Annotated in this window: 16 protein-coding genes and 1 riboswitch; of the genes, 12 read left to right on the top strand and 4 right to left on the bottom strand. The window is 73.6% G+C overall.

Going from position 1 to position 16,334, the window contains the following annotated elements:
- Positions 1 to 78 precede the first annotated feature (78 nt).
- A riboswitch (SAM riboswitch) is annotated at positions 79 to 216 on the top strand.
- Positions 217 to 232: 16 nt separating this feature from the next.
- From thrC to ACFRAR_RS31850, 6 genes are all read left to right on the top strand, one after another.
- Positions 233 to 1,513, top strand: coding sequence for a threonine synthase (gene thrC / locus ACFRAR_RS31875; protein WP_380702548.1), 1,281 nt, complete (start codon positions 233 to 235; stop codon positions 1,511 to 1,513).
- A 26-nt stretch (positions 1,514 to 1,539) separates the two neighbouring features.
- A complete protein-coding gene (locus ACFRAR_RS31870) occupies positions 1,540 to 1,818 on the top strand; it encodes a ubiquitin-like small modifier protein 1 (protein ID WP_380702546.1) in 279 nt (92 codons plus the stop codon).
- 536 nt (positions 1,819 to 2,354) lie between these two features.
- Positions 2,355 to 2,558, top strand: a complete 204-nt coding sequence (locus ACFRAR_RS31865; protein WP_030289665.1) for a cold-shock protein — start codon at positions 2,355 to 2,357, stop codon at positions 2,556 to 2,558.
- Positions 2,559 to 2,903: 345 nt separating this feature from the next.
- Positions 2,904 to 4,526, top strand: a complete 1,623-nt coding sequence (groL, locus tag ACFRAR_RS31860; protein ID WP_316526858.1) for a chaperonin GroEL — start codon at positions 2,904 to 2,906, stop codon at positions 4,524 to 4,526.
- A 114-nt stretch (positions 4,527 to 4,640) separates the two neighbouring features.
- Entirely contained in the window at positions 4,641 to 4,997 is a 357-nt protein-coding gene (locus tag ACFRAR_RS31855) for a hypothetical protein (protein ID WP_380702543.1), read from the top strand.
- Positions 4,998 to 5,018: 21 nt separating this feature from the next.
- Complete coding sequence (locus tag ACFRAR_RS31850; protein WP_380702541.1) at positions 5,019 to 5,192, top strand: hypothetical protein; 174 nt, start codon at positions 5,019 to 5,021, stop codon at positions 5,190 to 5,192.
- A gap of 19 nt (positions 5,193 to 5,211) precedes the next feature.
- Here the strand turns inward: ACFRAR_RS31850 and ACFRAR_RS31845 are convergent, their stop codons facing one another.
- On the bottom strand, positions 5,212 to 5,865 hold the full coding sequence (locus ACFRAR_RS31845; RefSeq protein WP_380702539.1) for a hypothetical protein: 654 nt from the start codon (positions 5,863 to 5,865) through the stop codon (positions 5,212 to 5,214).
- Positions 5,866 to 5,929: 64 nt separating this feature from the next.
- On the opposite strand from ACFRAR_RS31845, the gene ACFRAR_RS31840 reads away from it, so the two are divergent.
- The 3 genes from ACFRAR_RS31840 to ACFRAR_RS31830 all read left to right on the top strand — a co-directional run bounded on the left by ACFRAR_RS31840 (position 5,930) and on the right by ACFRAR_RS31830 (position 8,029).
- A complete protein-coding gene (locus ACFRAR_RS31840) occupies positions 5,930 to 6,289 on the top strand; it encodes a PadR family transcriptional regulator (protein ID WP_380702537.1) in 360 nt (119 codons plus the stop codon).
- Between the two features lie 2 nt (positions 6,290 to 6,291).
- Positions 6,292 to 7,227: a hypothetical protein gene (locus ACFRAR_RS31835; protein ID WP_380702535.1), complete on the top strand. Its 936-nt coding sequence runs from the start codon at positions 6,292 to 6,294 to the stop codon at positions 7,225 to 7,227.
- A gap of 115 nt (positions 7,228 to 7,342) precedes the next feature.
- Positions 7,343 to 8,029, top strand: coding sequence for a copper homeostasis protein CutC (locus tag ACFRAR_RS31830; RefSeq protein WP_380702533.1), 687 nt, complete (start codon positions 7,343 to 7,345; stop codon positions 8,027 to 8,029).
- 58 nt (positions 8,030 to 8,087) lie between these two features.
- On the opposite strand, the gene ACFRAR_RS31825 is transcribed toward ACFRAR_RS31830, so the two are convergent.
- Positions 8,088 to 10,061, bottom strand: a complete 1,974-nt coding sequence (locus ACFRAR_RS31825; RefSeq protein ID WP_380702578.1) for a HelD family protein — start codon at positions 10,059 to 10,061, stop codon at positions 8,088 to 8,090.
- Between the two features lie 390 nt (positions 10,062 to 10,451).
- Here ACFRAR_RS31825 and ACFRAR_RS31820 point away from each other — a divergent pair, with 390 nt between their 5' ends.
- Positions 10,452 to 10,613 (top strand): hypothetical protein, encoded by a 162-nt coding sequence (locus tag ACFRAR_RS31820; protein ID WP_380702530.1) that lies wholly within the window; start codon positions 10,452 to 10,454, stop codon positions 10,611 to 10,613.
- A gap of 6 nt (positions 10,614 to 10,619) precedes the next feature.
- Here ACFRAR_RS31820 and ACFRAR_RS31815 read toward each other — a convergent pair whose 3' ends face one another.
- Positions 10,620 to 12,257 (bottom strand): DNA repair helicase XPB, encoded by a 1,638-nt coding sequence (locus tag ACFRAR_RS31815; RefSeq protein ID WP_380702528.1) that lies wholly within the window; start codon positions 12,255 to 12,257, stop codon positions 10,620 to 10,622.
- Positions 12,258 to 12,381: 124 nt separating this feature from the next.
- Between ACFRAR_RS31815 and ACFRAR_RS31810 the strand changes: the two genes are divergently transcribed.
- On the top strand, positions 12,382 to 12,636 hold the full coding sequence (locus ACFRAR_RS31810; protein ID WP_380702526.1) for a hypothetical protein: 255 nt from the start codon (positions 12,382 to 12,384) through the stop codon (positions 12,634 to 12,636).
- Between the two features lie 19 nt (positions 12,637 to 12,655).
- On the opposite strand, the gene ACFRAR_RS31805 is transcribed toward ACFRAR_RS31810, so the two are convergent.
- Positions 12,656 to 15,157 (bottom strand): helicase-associated domain-containing protein, encoded by a 2,502-nt coding sequence (locus tag ACFRAR_RS31805; RefSeq protein ID WP_380702524.1) that lies wholly within the window; start codon positions 15,155 to 15,157, stop codon positions 12,656 to 12,658.
- Positions 15,158 to 15,328: 171 nt separating this feature from the next.
- On the opposite strand from ACFRAR_RS31805, the gene ACFRAR_RS31800 reads away from it, so the two are divergent.
- A complete protein-coding gene (locus tag ACFRAR_RS31800) occupies positions 15,329 to 16,297 on the top strand; it encodes a hypothetical protein (protein WP_380702522.1) in 969 nt (322 codons plus the stop codon).
- The last annotated feature ends 37 nt before the right edge of the window (positions 16,298 to 16,334 follow it).

The raw sequence follows: 16,334 nt of genomic DNA, 5'->3' as shown, positions 1-16,334 counted from the left end.
GCCTTCGGATACAGTCTTCGTACAGCGGTCGGACCTTCGCACGCCGGGGTCACCGTTGAGCGCCACCACAATTTCACAAGCTCATCCAGAGGGACTGAGGGAACGGCCCGTTGACGTCCCGGCAACCTTCTCGCCCGGCCGTCGTCACGGAGGCCTCCGGCGGGACAGGTGCCAATTCCGGCCTGTGGCGCGACCGTGCCACGGGGAAGATGAGGAGAGAGGCCTCGCCATCATGGCTCTTGACACCGCCGCACCCGTTTCCGTGGACCTCGGCCCCGCCGCCGCCCTGTCCTGTCGGGAGTGCGGCACCCGCTTCCCGCTCGGCCCCAGCTTCGCCTGCCTGGAGTGTTTCGGCCCGCTGGAGATCGCCTACGAGTTCGGCAGCGAGGGCGCCGAGGAGCTCCGCAAGCGGATCGAGGCCGGTCCCGCCTCCATCTGGCGCTACGCGCCGCTGCTGCCCGTCCCGGCCGACGTGGCCTCCAAGCCCAACCTGAACCCGGGGTGGACCCCGCTGGTGAAGGCGGACAACCTGGGCCGGGAGCTCGGTTTCACCGCCCAGCTGCACGTCAAGGACGACTCGGGCAACCCGACGCACTCGTTCAAGGACCGGGTGGTCGCGTGCGCGATCGAGGCGGCCCGGGCGTTCGGCTACACCACGCTCTCCTGCTCCTCCACCGGCAACCTGGCCGGCGCGGTGGGCGCGGCCGCGGCCCGGGCCGGATTCCGGTCCTGCGTGTTCATCCCGCACGACCTGGAGCAGGGCAAGGTCGTCATGGCCGGGGTGTACGGCGGCGAGCTGGTCGGCATCGAGGGCAACTACGACGACGTGAACCGCTTCTGCTCGGAGCTGATCGGCGACACGGCCGGCGAGGGCTGGGGCTTCGTCAACGTGAACCTGCGGCCGTACTACGGCGAGGGCTCGAAGACGCTGGCGTACGAGATCTGCGAGCAGCTCGGCTGGCGGCTGCCGGAGCAGATCGTGATCCCGATCGCCTCGGGCTCGCAGCTGACGAAGATCGACAAGGGCCTCCAGGAGCTGATCAAGCTCGGCCTGGTCGAGGACCGGCCGTACAGGATCTTCGGTGCCCAGGCCGAGGGCTGCTCGCCGGTGTCGGCCGCGTTCAAGGCCGGCCGGGACGTGATCAAGCCGGTCAAGCCGGACACCATCGCCAAGTCGCTGGCGATCGGCAACCCGGCCGACGGCCCGTACGTGCTGGACATCGCCCGCCGCACCGGTGGCGCCGTGGAGGACGTCACGGACGCCGAGGTCGTGGCGGCGATCCGGCTGCTGGCGCGGACCGAGGGCATCTTCGCCGAGACCGCGGGCGGGGTGACCGTCGGCGTGCTGAAGAAGCTGGTGGAGACCGGTCAGCTGGATCCGGCCAAGGAGACCGTCGCGATCAACACCGGCGACGGCCTGAAGACCCTGGACGCCGTCTCCGACGCCGGGATGACCGCCGTCATCCGCCCGACGCTGGACGCCTTCCGCGCCGCCGGCCTCGCGTCCGCCTGAACCACCCGCCCCCCGCAAGGAGAGTCATGAGCGCCAACGTCCGCATCCCCACCATCCTGCGCACCTACACCGGCGGCGCCGCCGAGGTGACCGCCGAGGGTGCCACCCTGGCCGAGGTCATCGCCGACCTGGAGAAGAACCACCCGGGGATCTCCGCCCGCATCCTGGACGACACCGGCAAGCTGCGCCGTTTCGTGAACGTCTACGTGAACGACGACGACGTGCGTTTCGACGAGGGCCTGGCGACCGAGATCAAGGACGGTGCCGGCGTCTCGATCATCCCGGCGGTGGCCGGCGGCTGCTGAGTCTTCGCGAGAACCCGCGGTCGCCCGCGCGTACGGAATTCGGCTCTCCGTGCGCGCGGGCGACCGTCGGCATTCCGGCGGGAATATTTCCGGGTCGAGTCGGAGTAGAGTGTGGCTCGGCTGGGAACAGGGATTCCCTTTCGGCCCGTGCGGTGCTCAGCCCCAGGGCGTTCGGCCGGTGAGACCGGCCCGTGAAACATGTCAGGCTGCTGTCAGAATTCCGGCGGACATTTGAGTAATTCGTCCGCTATGTCCGGCGTGAAATGCCGAGAACATTCCGATTCGGCCCGTACTGTCCCTTGACGCCCCGGCGGAATTACCGGTGGCTGGCTCTGTTGCAGAGGGCGTCGATCCGGATACATTCAGCGGCGGTCGACGCAATCACCCGCTCGACGGAAGCCGCCTGGCGTCCTGAACGGTGGGTTGCGGCGTGCACGGCTGCGCCCAGGGGGGGTTCCCCGGGCCGGCCTTCAACCAACCCGGGCCCGCGACCTGCGGGCGCGTGAAGGGCCAGCACAGCACTAGGGGAGTTCGGAATGGCTCAGGGCACCGTCAAGTGGTTCAACGCGGAGAAGGGCTACGGCTTCATCGCGGTCGACGGTGGTGCGGACGTCTTCGTCCACTACAGCGCGATCCAGATGGACGGCTACCGCACCCTCGAGGAGGGCCAGCGGGTCGAGTTCGAGATCTCCCAGGGACAGAAGGGCCCGCAGGCGGACATGGTCCGCGCCGCGGTCTGACCCCTTCCGGCTCCAGGAGCTCGGCTCGGCCCCACGGCTGGTGACCACTCGCTTCTCGGCGGGCCCGCGCGACGCGTGTCGTGCGGGCCCGTCGGCGTTCCCGGACGGCTCCGGTGGCGTTCCCGGACGGCTCCGTCGGCGGCTCGCGGATCGGCGGTGGGGCTTGCACTCGACCACCCGGAGTGCTAATCATTGGCGTTAGCACTCACAGTGTGAGAGTGACAGCGGACCGGGTCGGTGAGGCCCCCGGGAGCGGTAGGGGAATGGACCTCCGCGCACCAGGGCCGTCCGTCGCGGGCACCCCTTGGTCCGAGCAGTCGACCGTGTCCCGGAGGACCACTTCTGATGGCCAAGATCATCGCCTTTGATGAGGAAGCTCGCCGCGGCCTTGAGCGTGGCATGAACCAGCTCGCCGACGCGGTGAAGGTCACGCTCGGCCCCAAGGGCCGCAACGTCGTGCTGGAGAAGAAGTGGGGCGCCCCCACGATCACCAACGACGGTGTCTCCATCGCCAAGGAGATCGAGCTCGAGGACCCGTACGAGAAGATCGGTGCGGAGCTCGTCAAGGAGGTCGCCAAGAAGACGGACGACGTCGCGGGTGACGGCACCACCACCGCCACCGTGCTCGCCCAGGCCCTGGTTCGCGAGGGTCTGCGCAACGTCGCCGCCGGCGCCAACCCGATGGCCCTGAAGCGCGGCATCGAGAAGGCCGTCGCCGCCGTCTCGGACCAGCTGCTGGCCCAGGCCAAGGACGTGGAGACCAAGGAGCAGATCGCCTCCACCGCCTCCATCTCCGCCGCTGACACCCAGATCGGCGAGCTGATCGCCGAGGCCATGGACAAGGTCGGCAAGGAAGGCGTCATCACCGTCGAGGAGAGCAACACCTTCGGTCTGGAGCTCGAGCTCACCGAGGGCATGCGCTTCGACAAGGGCTACATCTCCGCCTACTTCGCCACCGACCTGGAGCGCATGGAGGCGACCTTCGAGGACCCGTACATCCTCATCGCCAACTCCAAGATCGGCTCGGTCAAGGACCTGCTCCCGCTGCTGGAGAAGGTCATGCAGAGCGGCAAGCCGCTCGTCATCATCGCCGAGGACGTCGAGGGCGAGGCCCTGTCGACCCTGGTCGTGAACAAGATCCGTGGCACCTTCAAGTCCGTCGCCGTCAAGGCCCCGGGCTTCGGTGACCGCCGCAAGGCCATGCTCGGCGACATCGCCATCCTCACCGGTGGCACCGTCATCTCCGAGGAGGTCGGCCTGAAGCTGGAGAGCGCCGGCATCGACCTGCTGGGCACCGCCCGCAAGGTGGTCATCACCAAGGACGAGACCACCATCGTCGACGGTGGCGGCGACAGCGAGCAGGTCGCGGGCCGCGTGAACCAGATCCGCGCCGAGATCGAGAACAGCGACTCGGACTACGACCGCGAGAAGCTCCAGGAGCGCCTCGCCAAGCTGGCCGGCGGCGTGGCCGTCATCAAGGCCGGCGCGGCCACCGAGGTGGAGCTCAAGGAGCGCAAGCACCGCATCGAGGACGCCGTCCGCAACGCCAAGGCCGCCGTCGAGGAGGGCATCGTCGCCGGTGGTGGCGTCGCCCTGCTGCAGGCCGGTGTCGCGTTCGACAAGCTGGAGCTGGACGGCGACGAGGCCACCGGTGCCAACATCGTCAAGGTCGCGCTGGAGGCCCCGATCAAGCAGATCGCGACCAACGCCGGCCTGGAGGGTGGCGTCGTGGTGGAGAAGGTGCGCAACCTCCCCGCCGGTCACGGCCTGAACGCCGCCACCAACGAGTACGTCGACCTGGTCGCCGAGGGCATCATCGACCCGGCCAAGGTCACCCGCTCCGCGCTGCAGAACGCCGCCTCCATCGCGGCGCTGTTCCTCACCACCGAGGCCGTCATCGCCGACAAGCCGGAGAAGGCCGCCGCGGCCGCCGGCGGCGGCATGCCGGGCGGTGACATGGACTTCTGATCCTGATCTTTCCGATCGGATCGGCTGGTTCCTCGTCCGCGTGGGCGGTTCCCTTCGGGGAGCCGCCCACGCGGCGTTTTCGTCGTTGCCCCGGTCGCGTCGGAGAATGGACGGATGGCTGCTGACGACATCGAGAACGCCCTGCACAACGCGCGGGCACTGATCCTGGCCGACCTCACCGCGCGGGACGTGGCGGACGCCGCCGTCGTCTCGCTGGTGGAGCAGGCCGTGACGCACCGCCGCTGGTGGCTGGAGCAGTGGCCGGACGGCACCGATTACGTCCTCGGACTGGTCGCCCAGGACGTCCAGGACGCACTGCTGGAGGCGTACGGACGCTGGCCGCTGTGCGCCGACTGCGCGGCCGACGGGGACCCGCACGCGCTCGGCGTGGAGCCCGAGCTGGGGCCGGAGCCGCACTGGGTGTGCGGCAAGCGGGGCGTGGTGGTGGCACCGGTGGGGGAGCTCTCCTAGCGGCCGTGTACGGTGCGCGGCATGAAGCGCTGGGTGTGGGGTGTGCTGGGCGGGTGCTGCGGGCTCGGGCTGTGGTGGGGGGTACTGGAGGTGTCGGGGGCCGACCACGACGTGTGGTGGGCCATCGCGGGGCGGGTCCTGTCGGTGACGGGCGGCATGGCCGCCGCGGACCGGCTGAGGGCGCGGTGGAGCTGACGGGCGCGCGGGGGCGGCGTCAGGGGGCGCCGAGTTCGGCGGTCAGGGTGCCGAGTTCGGCCGTCAGGTTGGCGAGGGCGGCCGCGGTGAAGCGGTCGCGGGCGACGGGGCCGCGGTAGAGCGCGGGCAGGGCGAGCAGGTGGCGCAGCACGGCGGCCCGGCCGGCCCGGAAGTCCGGCTCGGGGACGAAGCCGTACTCCTCGCGGACGGCGGCCGCGTACGCCGCGTACGCCTCGGGGGTGCCGCCGAGGACGGCGAGGTCCGCGTCGCAGAGCACCTCGCCGTCGCGGTCGCCGGGGGCCGGGTCGTGGCCGGCGGTGAGCAGGACGAGGCGCTCGACCTCGGCGACCCGCTCGGCGGGCAGGCCGGCGGCGGTCAGCGCGCGGACGGCCAGGGCGGCGCTGCGCTCCTCGTTCTCGGTGCGGTCGGGGCGGTACACGGCGTCGTGGAACCAGGCCGCGAGGCGGACGGCGTCCGGGTCGGCGGCGTGCCCGGCCAGCTCGTCGACGTGGCCCAGCACCGCGCGCAGGTGCGCGACGGTGTGGTACCGGCGCCACGGTTGCGCCCAGCGGCGCAGCAGCTCCCGTCCGTACGGCCCGGGGTCGGCGGCGGCCCCGCAGCGGTGCAGCAGGGCGGTCCAGTCGGCGAGCAGGTCGTCGGTCTCGGTGGGCATGCGGCCCATTCTGCCGGGATCCCGCCGTGGACAGGATATGCCGGTCGGCGATATATGTAGGCGCATGACAGAACGCGCCATGCAGGAGCCGACGCTGCTTCTGCTCACCGCGCTGGCCGATGCCCCGCGGCACGGCTACGCGCTCATCCAGGAGATCTCCGAGATCTCCGACGGCCGGGTCAGGATGCGCACCGGCACGCTCTACGGGGCGCTCGACCGGCTGCTCCAGCAGGGCCTGATCGAGGTCGCCGCCGAGGAGGTGGTGGACGGCCGCGCCCGGCGCAGCTACGCGCTGACCGCCGACGGCCGGGGGGCGCTGGCCGCCGAGGCCGAGCGGCTGCGGGCGGTGGCCACCGAGGCCGAGCGCCGACTGTCCGTCTCCGTCGTCGCGGTCCGTCCGAGGGTCGGGGGGGCCTTCGCATGAGCATGAGCGGCACGACCGTCGCGGTCCGGACCGCGCTGGCGCTCTACCCGGGCCGGTACCGCCGGGAGCGGGGCGACGAGCTGGTCGTCGTCTTCGCCGACACCACGGAGGGCGTGGGCCCGGTCGACAAGGCGCGGGAACTGCTCGACCTGGGTGCGTACGGGCTGCGGATGCGGACCGGGCTGACCTCGACGTCCCGGGGCGGACGGCTGGCGGCGCTGGCCGCGCCGCTGGTGGCCGGGGCCGTCGGCGGGCTGGCGGCGGGTCAGGCGCTGCTGGGCTACCTGGAGGCCGGCGCGTCGCCCGAGGCCTGGGGGACGTCGTTCCTCCTGCCGGACTGGGCGCTGCTGGGGCCGGCGATGCTCTCCGCCGTCGCGGCGCTGGCCGGCCGGTGGTGGGCGGCGAAGCTGCTGGCGGGACTGGCGGCGCTGATGGCCGTGGCGGACCTCGTGCGCGCGGCGCGCTCGCCGGAGACGCTCCAGCCGTTCTGGGAGTTCCTCTACGCCTTCCAGTGGGACGGCCCGTTCGTGATGTGGGCCCTGTTGCTGCTGGCCGCGCCGGGCGACATGCTGCCGGTGCCGACCTGGCGGGAGCGGAGCCTGCTGCTGGCGGCGGCGGTGGCGGCCCCGCTCGCGGCGTTCACGGACAACGTCTACACCAGCTGGTTCCAGCTGGACTCGCAGTGGCGGATGGCGATGGTCGCCGTGCCGCTGCTGATGGTGGTGGCGGTGGTGCGCGACCGGTACCTGGTGGCCGTTCCGGGTCTGGCGGCGCTGCCGTGGGTGTTCAGCGTCAATCTGCACGGGCTGTGGCAGCAGGAGGGCGGGGTCTGGAAGCTGTTGCAGCCGGCCGCGGTGGCGGTGGTGGCGGCCGTGGCGCTGGCGCTGGCGGTCCGTCGGAAGGGGCGGTCCGGGCCGGGCGGGCGGCTGGCGGCCTGAGCGGCGGCCGGTGGCGGCCGGGGGTGGCCGGGGGTGGTCTGGGGGTGGTCGCTTTCGGCCGAAGCTCGCCGGTCCGGGGTCGCCGGGGGTCTTCGGATGTGGCACTCTGTCGAATATGTCTAGACCAATTTTCGAAGTCATCGCGCTGACCCCCCAGGACGCCCAGGCCGCCGAGTCGGGCGGCGCCGACCGGCTCGAACTGGTCACCGACATGGCCGCCGACGGCCTCACCCCGTCCGTCGAGGACTTCGGCCGGATCCGGGCCGCCGTCGGCATCCCGCTGCGGGTCATGCTGCGGATTCGGGACGGCTTCGCCCCCGGCGACGTGGACGAGCTGTGCGCCCGGGCCGCCGCGCTGCGGGCCGAGGGGGCCGAGGAGTTCGTCCTCGGCTTCCTCGACGCCCGGGGCGCCGTCGACCTGGCCACGACCACGGCCGTCGCCGAGGCGATCGCCGGCTGCCGCTGGACCTTCCACCGGGCGATCGACCACAGCGCCGACCGGGCCGCCCTGCGGGCCGCCGTCGGCGCACTGCCCGGCCTGGACACCTTCCTCACCTCCGGCTCCGCCGCCGGGGTGGACGCCGGGCGTGCGGTGCTGTCCGCCGAGCTGGCGCGGGCCGGCGAGCCCGGGTACCGGCAGCGGATCCTGATCGGCGGCGGCCTGCGGGCCGAGCACCTGAAGGAGCTGCGGGCGGAGGGCTTCGACGCCTTCCACGTCGGTGGCGCGGTGCGGGCCGACGGCTGGCTGACGCCGGTCGACCCGGCCAAGGTCGCCGAGTGGCGGGCGCTGATCGACGCCTGATCGACGCCTGGGCGCGGGTCCGAAGGGGCCGGTCCGAGGACCGGCCCCTTCGCGCGCCTCACCCCAACTGCTCCGGCAGCGGCTCGGCGTGCAGCACCGTCAGCCCGGAGACGGCCCGGGTCAGCGCCACGTACAGCCGCCGCAGGCCGGTCCGCTCGTCCGGCTCGCCGGCGATCACCGCGGCCGGCTCGTCCAGCACCACGTAGTCGTACTCCAGACCCTTGGCCAGCGAGGCCGGGACGAGGGTGAGCCGGGCCTCGGCGCTGGTCTCGGCGCCGGGGGAGAGGTACGGCAGCCCGGCCGCGGTCAGCGCCTCGGCGAGCCGCGGGACGCGGGCGTCGGCGGCGATCAGGCCGGTCGAGCCCTCGTGCCCCAGCGCCTCCCGGCAGGCGTCCAGGACGGCCGCCGTGCTCTCCCCGTCCGCGACCTGGCGGATCGTCAGCGAACCGGGGGCCTCGCGGACCGAGGAGGCCGGGGCCAGGCCGGGGGCGATCGCCGGGAGCAGCCGGGAGGCGTACGCGATGACCTCCTCCGGCACCCGGAAGCCCTTGGTCAGCTCCTCGATGTGCGCCTCCGGCTTGCCCAGGTGGCGCAGCGCCTCCGGCCAGCTCGCCGTCGCCCAGGGGGTGGTGCCCTGGGCGAGGTCGCCGAGCACGGTCGCCGAACCGGTGGTGCAGCGGCGGCCGACCGCGCGGTACTGCATCGGGGAGAGGTCCTGGGCCTCGTCCAGCACCACGTGCCCGAGCGAGGGCGTGCGCTGCACCAGGTCGGTCGCCTCGTCCACCAGGACGGCGTCGGCCGGCGTCCAGCGGGCGGTCTTCACCGAGCGGCCGGGCTTGGGCCACAGCACCGCCAGCTGCTCCTCGGGGGTGAGGACGCCGTCGGCGCACTCGGCGAGGAACTCCGGATCGGAGAGCAGCCGCAGGACCAGCTTCGCCGGGTCGACGGCCGGCCAGCACTCCTTGACCACCGCCTTGACCGCGGCGTTGCGGGCCACCGCGTCCTGCACCCGGTCGTCCGGGGCCTCGCCGCCCTGCTCCATCTTCAGCAGCACGGCGTGCGCGATGCGCTGCGGCAGGGCGTCCCTGGCGGCGCCGTAGCGGACCTCGCGGCCCTTCAACTCCTCGATGATCTCGACCAGTTCGTACGCCGGCACGCGCCAGCGGCGGGAGCCGCGGACCACCACGCAGGGCTCGGCGGGCAGCGTGATGCCCGACCGCACCGCCCGCCGCAGCACCTCGGCCATCCGGGCGTCGCCCTTCAGCCGGGCAGCCTCCGGGCCGTCCTCGCCCCGCACCTCGACGTGCCCGACCAGCTGCTGGACGGTGGCCTGGGCGACCTCCAGCTCGCCGAGGGCCGGGAGCACCTGCTCGATGTACGAGAGGAAGGCGTTGTTCGGCCCGATCACCAGCGTGCCGGTGCGGGCGAGGCGCTCGCGGTGCGCGTACAGCAGGAAGGCGACGCGGTGCAGGCCGACGGCGGTCTTCCCGGTGCCGGGCGCCCCCTGGACGCAGATGGTGCCCGTGATGTCGGAGCGGACGATCTCGTCCTGCTCGGGCTGGATGGTGGCGACGATGTCGCGCATCGGTCCGACGCGGGGCTTCTCGATCTCGGCGGCCAGCAGGGCGGAAGTCCGCTCCGTCTCGGCCGGGTCGGTGAGGTGCTCGTCCTCGTAGGCGGTGAGTTCGCCGCCGGTGTAGCCGAAGCGGCGGCGGCGCTCGACGTCCATCGGCTCGGTGCGGCTGGCCCGGTAGAACGGCTGGGAGACCGGCGCGCGCCAGTCGATCACCATCGGGTCGCCGTCGGCGTCGTGGACGTGCCGGCGGCCGATGTAGAAGCTCTCGCCCCCGCTGCCCTCGGACAGCTCCTCGCTGATCGCGTGGAGGTAGTCGAGGCGGCCGAAGAACAACGGGGTGTGCGAGAGGTCGGCCAGGGCGGCGATCCTGGCCTCGATCTGGTTCTGCAGGATGACGGTGGTGACCCAGGAGCCGGTCACGTCGCGGATGTCGAGCGACTCGACGTCCGCGCGCATCGCGCGCAGCGCGGCCCTGGACGCGGCCAGGTGGTCGCGTTCGCGCTGGAGGGGATCGGTGGTGGGGGTGGCGGGCACAGCGAACCTTTCCGGCTGCCCCGGTGGCGGGCGCAGCGGATCGTAGGAGCTCACGGTGGGTACGCCGACCGGTTGCCGAACGGTCGGCACCTCCCCCGGCTGCCTGCGGGACTTCAGCAGGTACCACGGTTCGGGAGGGGGCAGACGGACGATCTTAGACCCGTCGGCCTCAGGGTTCCAGCCGCGCCGCTCTCGGGGTTCGCCCTACCCCGGTCCCGGGGGCCTCCGTACACCGGGAGGACGACCCGCGCACCTGGGGATACGCCCTTCGGAGTGATGCCCGCGGCCGTCCGGGTGCCTACCGTTGAAGACATGAGCACCCCGAACCGCACCCCCCGATCCGGCCCGGCCGGCGCCACCGCCGCCTCCGGGCGCCACCGCAACCCGCTGACCACCGCCGTCCGCAACGTCGGCATCGCCCTGGACACCGCCGCGCGCGTGATCTTCCTCGGGCGCGACGGTGTCCGGTACTGAGAGCTCCTACAGCACGTCGTCGGCGTCGATGATCCGGTACGCGTAGCCCTGCTCGGCCAGGAAGCGCTGCCGGTGGGCGGCGAAGTCCTGGTCCACGGTGTCCCGGGCCACCACCGAGTAGAAGTGCGCCGCGTGGCCGTCCGCCTTGGGACGCAGCACCCGGCCGAGGCGCTGGGCCTCCTCCTGGCGGGAGCCGAAGGTCCCGGAGACCTGGATGGCCACCGTGGCCTCGGGCAGGTCAATCGAGAAGTTCGCGACCTTGGAGACCACCAGGACGCCGATCTCCTTGTTCCGGAAGGCGTCGAAGAGCTTCTCGCGCTGGGCGTTGCTGGTCTCGCCCTTGATCACCGGGGCGTCCAGGGCCTCGCCGAGCTCGTCCAGCTGGTCGATGTACTGGCCGATGATCAGCGTCTGGTCCTTCTCGTGCTTCCTGACCAGCGCCTCCACCACCCGCCGCTTGGTCGCCGTGGTGGCGCAGAAGCGGTAGCGCTCCTCCGGCTCGGCGGTCGCGTAGGCGAGCCGCTCGGAGTCGGTCAGGGTGACCCGCACCTCGCAGCAGTCGGCGGGCGCGATGTAGCCCTGGGCCTCGATCTCCTTCCACGGCGCGTCGAAGCGCTTGGGGCCGATCAGGCTGAACACGTCGCCCTCGCGGCCGTCCTCGCGCACCAGGGTCGCGGTCAGGCCGAGCCGGCGACGGGCCTGGAGGTCGGCGGTGAACTTGAACACCGGCGCGGGCAGCAGGTGCACCTCGTCGTAGACCACCAGGCCCCAGTTGCGGGCGTCGAACAGCTCCAGGTGGGCGTAGACGCCCTTCCGCTTGGTGGTCATCACCTGGTAGGTGGCGATGGTGACCGGGCGGATCTCCTTCCTGGTGCCGCTGTACTCGCCGATCTCGTCCTCGGTGAGCGAGGTGCGCTTGACCAGCTCGTGCTTCCACTGGCGGGCCGAGACGGTGTTGGTGACCAGGATCAGCGTGGTCGACTTGGCCTGCGCCATCGCGGCGGCGCCGACCAGCGTCTTGCCGGCGCCGCAGGGCAGCACGACCACGCCCGAGCCGCCGTGCCAGAAGCCCTCGACGGCCTGGGCCTGGTACGGGCGCAGCGTCCAGCCGTCCTCCGCCAGGTCGATCGGGTGCGCCTCGCCGTCCACGTACCCGGCGAAGTCCTCGGCGGGCCAGCCGAGTTTGAGCAGCACCTGCTTGATCTGCCCGCGCTCGGAGGGGTGCACCACCACGGTGTCCGGATCGACCCGGGCACCGACCAGCGGGACGATCTTCTTGGAGCGCAGCACCTCCTCCAGCACCGGCCGGTCGGTGGTGGTGAGCACCAGGCCGTGGGTCGGGTGCTTGAGCAGCCGGAGCCGCCCGTACCGGCCCATGGTGTCCGCCACGTCCACCAGCAGCGCGTGCGGCACCGGGTAGCGCGAGTACGTCACCAGGGCGTCCACCACCTGCTCGGCGTCGTGCCCGGCCGCCCGGGCGTTCCACAGCCCGAGCGGCGTCACCCGGTACGTGTGCACGTGCTCGGGTGCCCGCTCCAGCTCGGCGAACGGCGCGATGGCGCGGCGGCAGTCGGCGGCCTTGGGGTGGTCGATCTCCAGGAGAAGAGTTTTGTCGCTCTGGACGATGAGCGGTCCGTCGTTCACGCGGGGAAGCCCTCCACTGGCTGACAGGGTGGATTGACGCAGACCCTCCAGTGTCGCGCATCCCGGGTGGTGCTCGGGAGCGGTCCGGAGTGACCGCGGTGGGTGCCGGCTCGTTGAGCTGGCCATGAAGAAGTCGAAGCGTGTTCTCACCGCCCTCGCCCTGATGGGCTCGGCCTTCGCGGCCACCGCCTCCTCGGCCGGTTCGGCCCACGCCCTCGCGGGCATCGGCGAGGGGCCCGGCGGGCTGCTCGCGGCGCCGGGGTTCCTGATCGCGGAGACCGCGACCGGGGGTTCGATGCCGATCGGGCAGTCGCAGATCGGCAGCGTGGCGGACAAGGTCGTCCAGGACAAGATGAAGGAGGCGCAGCAGGGGCACTGAGGCTCGGGGCCTCAGGACCTCACTCGTCGAGCTCCGCGACGCCGGTGATGCGGTGCAGGGCGAAGGTGCGGAGTTCGTCGGCATGGTGGTCGAAGGCGGTGACGAAGCCGCCTTCGACCTTGACCGGGTCGATGATGCGCTGGCTGGCGATGCCCTCGGCGTTGAGGTAGCCGATCCACATGCGCTCGCCGAGCAGGACGGCCGTCTGGAGGGCGGCCAGGGTCTCGGCGGCGGCGGTGCGGGGGAGGTGGCGCGGGTCCGGGGTGGGTTCGCGGCGGCTCGCGGTGGCGGCCCGGTCGCCGGCCCGGATGGCCTTGATGGCGGCGGCGAGCAGGGTGTCGTCGGGCGCGGGCGGGCCGTCGGGGACGGGGACGGGCGCGGTGCGGGGCGGGGTGCGGTGGCTGTCCGGCCGGGTGATCAGCACGTCGCCCTCGGCGGATTCGGCGGCGGGGGCGTAGCCCATGGCGCGCAGCGCGGCGAGCAGGACGTCCGGGGCGGCCTGGGAGGCGAGGACGGTGGGGGCGAGCAGGCGCAGCCGCAGGTCGGCGGAGCGGCGGTCGGCGAGCACCTCGCCCAGCAGCGACGGGTCGTCGCAGCGCAGGTAGGAGGAGGCGGCGCCGACCCGCAGGACGCCGTGCCGGCGGGCGACGTCGTCGATCAGGTAGCCGAGCGGCTGCGGGACGGGCGTGCGGCTGTGCTGTTCCAGGAAGGCGCGCAGGTCGGCGGCGGTGCGGCCGGCGTCGAGGGCGCGACGCACCGAGGCCGGGGTGAACCGGTAGACGGTCGCGCCGCCCTTGGACTCGATGTCGGCGCACAGGGCGAGCGCCTGGGCGAGCGGGGTGAGCAGCGGGCCGGGGGCGATCGCGGTGAGGTCCGGCTGGAGGATCACGTGGTCCAGCGGCCGCGGGAGCAGCGGGGCGAGCACCTCGGCCGGGTCGGACTCGGCGGTGAGCAGGGCCCGGGCGGGGGCGGCCAGGGCGCCGCGGCCGGTGATGCCGAGGAGCTCGGCCTCGTCGAGGGTCCAGGCGGTGAGGTCGTCGCGCAGCTCGCGGCCGTCCGGGCCGGCGGGGCCGCCGCGCAGCGGGCGCTGCCACCGCAGGGTGGGGAGCAGCTCCTCGGCGGTGGCCGGGGTGCCGGGCGGGAGCTCGGCGAGCAGCGCGAGGGCGGCGCGGCGGACGGACGGGGCGAGGGTGCGGTCGAGTTCGGGGCCGAGGGCGGCGCGCGGTTTGCCCCGCCCGTCCGGGGTGCCGGCGAGGGCGGGGACGCGGGTGGCGGCCAGCCAGGCGGCGGCGAGGACGGACCAGCGTTCGGCGGTGTCCAGGTGCAGCCAGGTGTCGTACCCCGGGGTGGGGGCCCAGCGCTCGTCCACCTCGCCGTCGGGGGCCAGCAGTCCGGCGGTGTAGGCGAGTTCGAGCCAGAAGGCGGTCTGCTGCTCGGTGGTCTCCAGGGCCTGGGCGGTGCGCTTGAGGTCGCGGACGCCGAGGCCGCCGGCGCGCAGGGTCAGCGGCGGGGTGAGGCCCCAGCCGTCCAGCAGTTCCTCGACGGTCCTGACCGCGGTGTGCGCCTGGCCGGCCGCGGCGCGGTCGACCGCCTCGGGGTCGCGCGGGGCGGCGGCGGGCGCCGGCTCGGGCTGGACCGGTTCGACGGTGCGGTGGGTGCGGCCGCCGCGCAGGTGCAGGGCGAGTTCGCGGGGCAGGACGACGCTGCCGGGGCTGCTGGGCAGCAGCAGGCCGCGGGCGAGCAGCCACTCGACCGGGCTCTGGGCGTCCTCGGCGGTGACCGGGCGGGTGGCGTCCGGGACGGTGCCGGTGGGCGGGCCCCAGACCAGCCGGTCCAGCAGTCGCAGCGCGGCCTCGGGCGCGGTGGCGAGCAGTGCGGTGCAGCGGGCGCGGTCGGTGAGCAGCCCGGTGAGCGCGGCGACGGCACCGACCGGGTCCGGGGTGGGGGGCTGCCCGGCCGAGGCGAGCAGCTGCTGGAGCCGGGCCGGGGACATGCCGACGGTGGCGTCGGAGAGGGTGGGGCCGAGGCCGGTGCGGCCGGGGTTGCCGGCGGTCGGGGCGAGTGCCTCGCGCACGGCGAGGATCAGCCGCAGACCGTTGTCCGGGCCCCAGAGCAGTGCCCGGTCGCGCAGGGTGGCGATCGCGCGGGGCAGGGCGGTGGCGACGGCGGACCGGTCGGCCGGGGTGAGCGGGGTGGCGGCGGGGTGCGGCTTGACCTTCGCCGGGCCGGTCAGCAGGGTGCGGACGGTGGTCAGCGAGGTGCCGTCCGGGGCGGCGGCGAGCGCCTCGGCGACCTGGAGGGTGAACCGGTCGAGCCGCTCCAGGGCGCGCAGCGCGGAGGCGCGCGAGGAGAGCCGGGCGGACAGCTGGGTGAGGTCGCCGGGGACGGGGTTCAGCAGGTCGGGGCGGGCGCGGAGCAGGGCGGCGATCGCGTCGTCGGGACGGGCGCGCAGCTCCTCGGCGAGGGTGCGCGGGCCGGTGGCGGACCTGCCCCGGCGTTGAGGGCCCTGCTGTGTGGTCATTCGACCTAGGTTAGTCGGGCGCGGGGACGGCGGGGTGTCCTCCGGCTGACGCCTCACCGCCGCACCGCGGCGCCCGCCGTCGGACTCGCGTGGGCGGGGGCGGGGTGGGTAGCGTCACGCCGAGGGCGGCTCGGTGGGCGGCCGGGTACGGGCGAGGCGGGGTGGTCGGTGATGACGGACGGCGAGTGGTGGCGCAAGAGCGGGCCGTGGAGCGAACGCCCGGGCGGCGGCTCGGGTGAGCACGCGGCCGGCGGCGCCCCGGAGGTCCCCTCGGCTCCGGAGGCTCCGCCCGCTGTTCCGCCCGCTGTTCCGTCCGCCGTTCCGCCCGCCGTTCCGCCCGCCGCGGAGCCGGCCTTCGACCCGGACAGCGTGTACGACCCGCCGGCGCTGAGCACCGCCGGCATCCCGGCCGTGTCGCTGGACCTGCCGGACCTGGCCGCCGTCGAGGACCGGGCGGACGCGATCCCGCCGCCGACGGTGCAGAGCACCGGTCCGTGGACGATGACGCTCTTCGACTTCTCGGACGGGCCGCGGCCCGCGCCGAAGCCGATCCCCGAGCAGCGCACCGCCGACGAGGCCGCGTCGGCGCCGGAGCCGGAGCCGGCGAAGGCGGAACCGGCGAAGAAGCCGCGTTTGGGCTGGCTCAAGCCGCCGCCCCCGGCGGCTCCCGCCGCGCCGCCGCAGGCCCCCGCCGGGAAGACGGGCGGCAAGGGCAAGAACAAGGGCCAGGGCAAGGGCCAGGGCAAGGCGACGGGCGGGGAGAAGGGCGGTGCGGCGGCCCGCAAGCCATCCCCGCTGATCCTGCTCTCCTGCGGCCTGCTGGTCGGCGGCGCGGTCACCGGCTTCTTCCCGGCCATGCTGGCGGGCTGGGGCCTCGGCTACCTGTCGCGCCAGATCTCCGACCTGATGCGGAAGTTCGTGATCCTCGGCATCCCGCTGGTCACGATGAGCGCGACCACCCTGTACTCCATGCAGCAGGCGAAGCAGGCCGGCGGCCAGGGCGGCGGACTCCAGTCGGGTTCCCCGCTGGGGCAGATCAGCTGGTCGGCGGCCCCGACCGTGCTGCGGCTGGCCGCCGTGCTGTCGGCGGTGGCCCTGCTGCTGCTCACCATGCGGCGCCGCGCGTCGCAGCAGGGCTGAGGACGGCGCCGGGCCGGCCCCTCCACGAGGGCCGGCC

Origin of the sequence: Kitasatospora sp. NPDC056651 (assembly GCF_042792155.1) — a bacterium.
Classification (GTDB): Bacteria; Actinomycetota; Actinomycetes; order Streptomycetales; family Streptomycetaceae; genus Kitasatospora.
The sequence above is the reverse complement of the archived record's forward strand: the minus strand, read 5'-3'. Positions and strand labels throughout refer to the sequence as shown.

Excerpts from the sequence above, each read along its gene's own strand:
- ACFRAR_RS31800 (WP_380702522.1), top strand. The coding sequence starts at position 15,329 with ATGACGGACGGCGAGTGGTGGCGCAAGAGCGGGCCGTGGAGCGAACGC.
- ACFRAR_RS31865 (WP_030289665.1), top strand. The coding sequence starts at position 2,355 with ATGGCTCAGGGCACCGTCAAGTGGTTCAACGCGGAGAAGGGCTACGGC.
- ACFRAR_RS31835 (WP_380702535.1), top strand. The coding sequence starts at position 6,292 with ATGAGCGGCACGACCGTCGCGGTCCGGACCGCGCTGGCGCTCTACCCG.
- ACFRAR_RS31845 (WP_380702539.1), bottom strand. The coding sequence starts at position 5,865 with ATGCCCACCGAGACCGACGACCTGCTCGCCGACTGGACCGCCCTGCTG.
- groL (WP_316526858.1), top strand. The coding sequence starts at position 2,904 with ATGGCCAAGATCATCGCCTTTGATGAGGAAGCTCGCCGCGGCCTTGAG.
- ACFRAR_RS31825 (WP_380702578.1), bottom strand. The coding sequence starts at position 10,061 with ATGCGCGCGGACGTCGAGTCGCTCGACATCCGCGACGTGACCGGCTCC.
- ACFRAR_RS31870 (WP_380702546.1), top strand. The coding sequence starts at position 1,540 with ATGAGCGCCAACGTCCGCATCCCCACCATCCTGCGCACCTACACCGGC.
- ACFRAR_RS31830 (WP_380702533.1), top strand. The coding sequence starts at position 7,343 with ATGTCTAGACCAATTTTCGAAGTCATCGCGCTGACCCCCCAGGACGCC.
- ACFRAR_RS31840 (WP_380702537.1), top strand. The coding sequence starts at position 5,930 with ATGACAGAACGCGCCATGCAGGAGCCGACGCTGCTTCTGCTCACCGCG.
- ACFRAR_RS31805 (WP_380702524.1), bottom strand. The coding sequence starts at position 15,157 with ATGACCACACAGCAGGGCCCTCAACGCCGGGGCAGGTCCGCCACCGGC.
- ACFRAR_RS31810 (WP_380702526.1), top strand. The coding sequence starts at position 12,382 with ATGAAGAAGTCGAAGCGTGTTCTCACCGCCCTCGCCCTGATGGGCTCG.
- thrC (WP_380702548.1), top strand. The coding sequence starts at position 233 with ATGGCTCTTGACACCGCCGCACCCGTTTCCGTGGACCTCGGCCCCGCC.
- ACFRAR_RS31855 (WP_380702543.1), top strand. The coding sequence starts at position 4,641 with ATGGCTGCTGACGACATCGAGAACGCCCTGCACAACGCGCGGGCACTG.
- ACFRAR_RS31850 (WP_380702541.1), top strand. The coding sequence starts at position 5,019 with ATGAAGCGCTGGGTGTGGGGTGTGCTGGGCGGGTGCTGCGGGCTCGGG.
- ACFRAR_RS31820 (WP_380702530.1), top strand. The coding sequence starts at position 10,452 with ATGAGCACCCCGAACCGCACCCCCCGATCCGGCCCGGCCGGCGCCACC.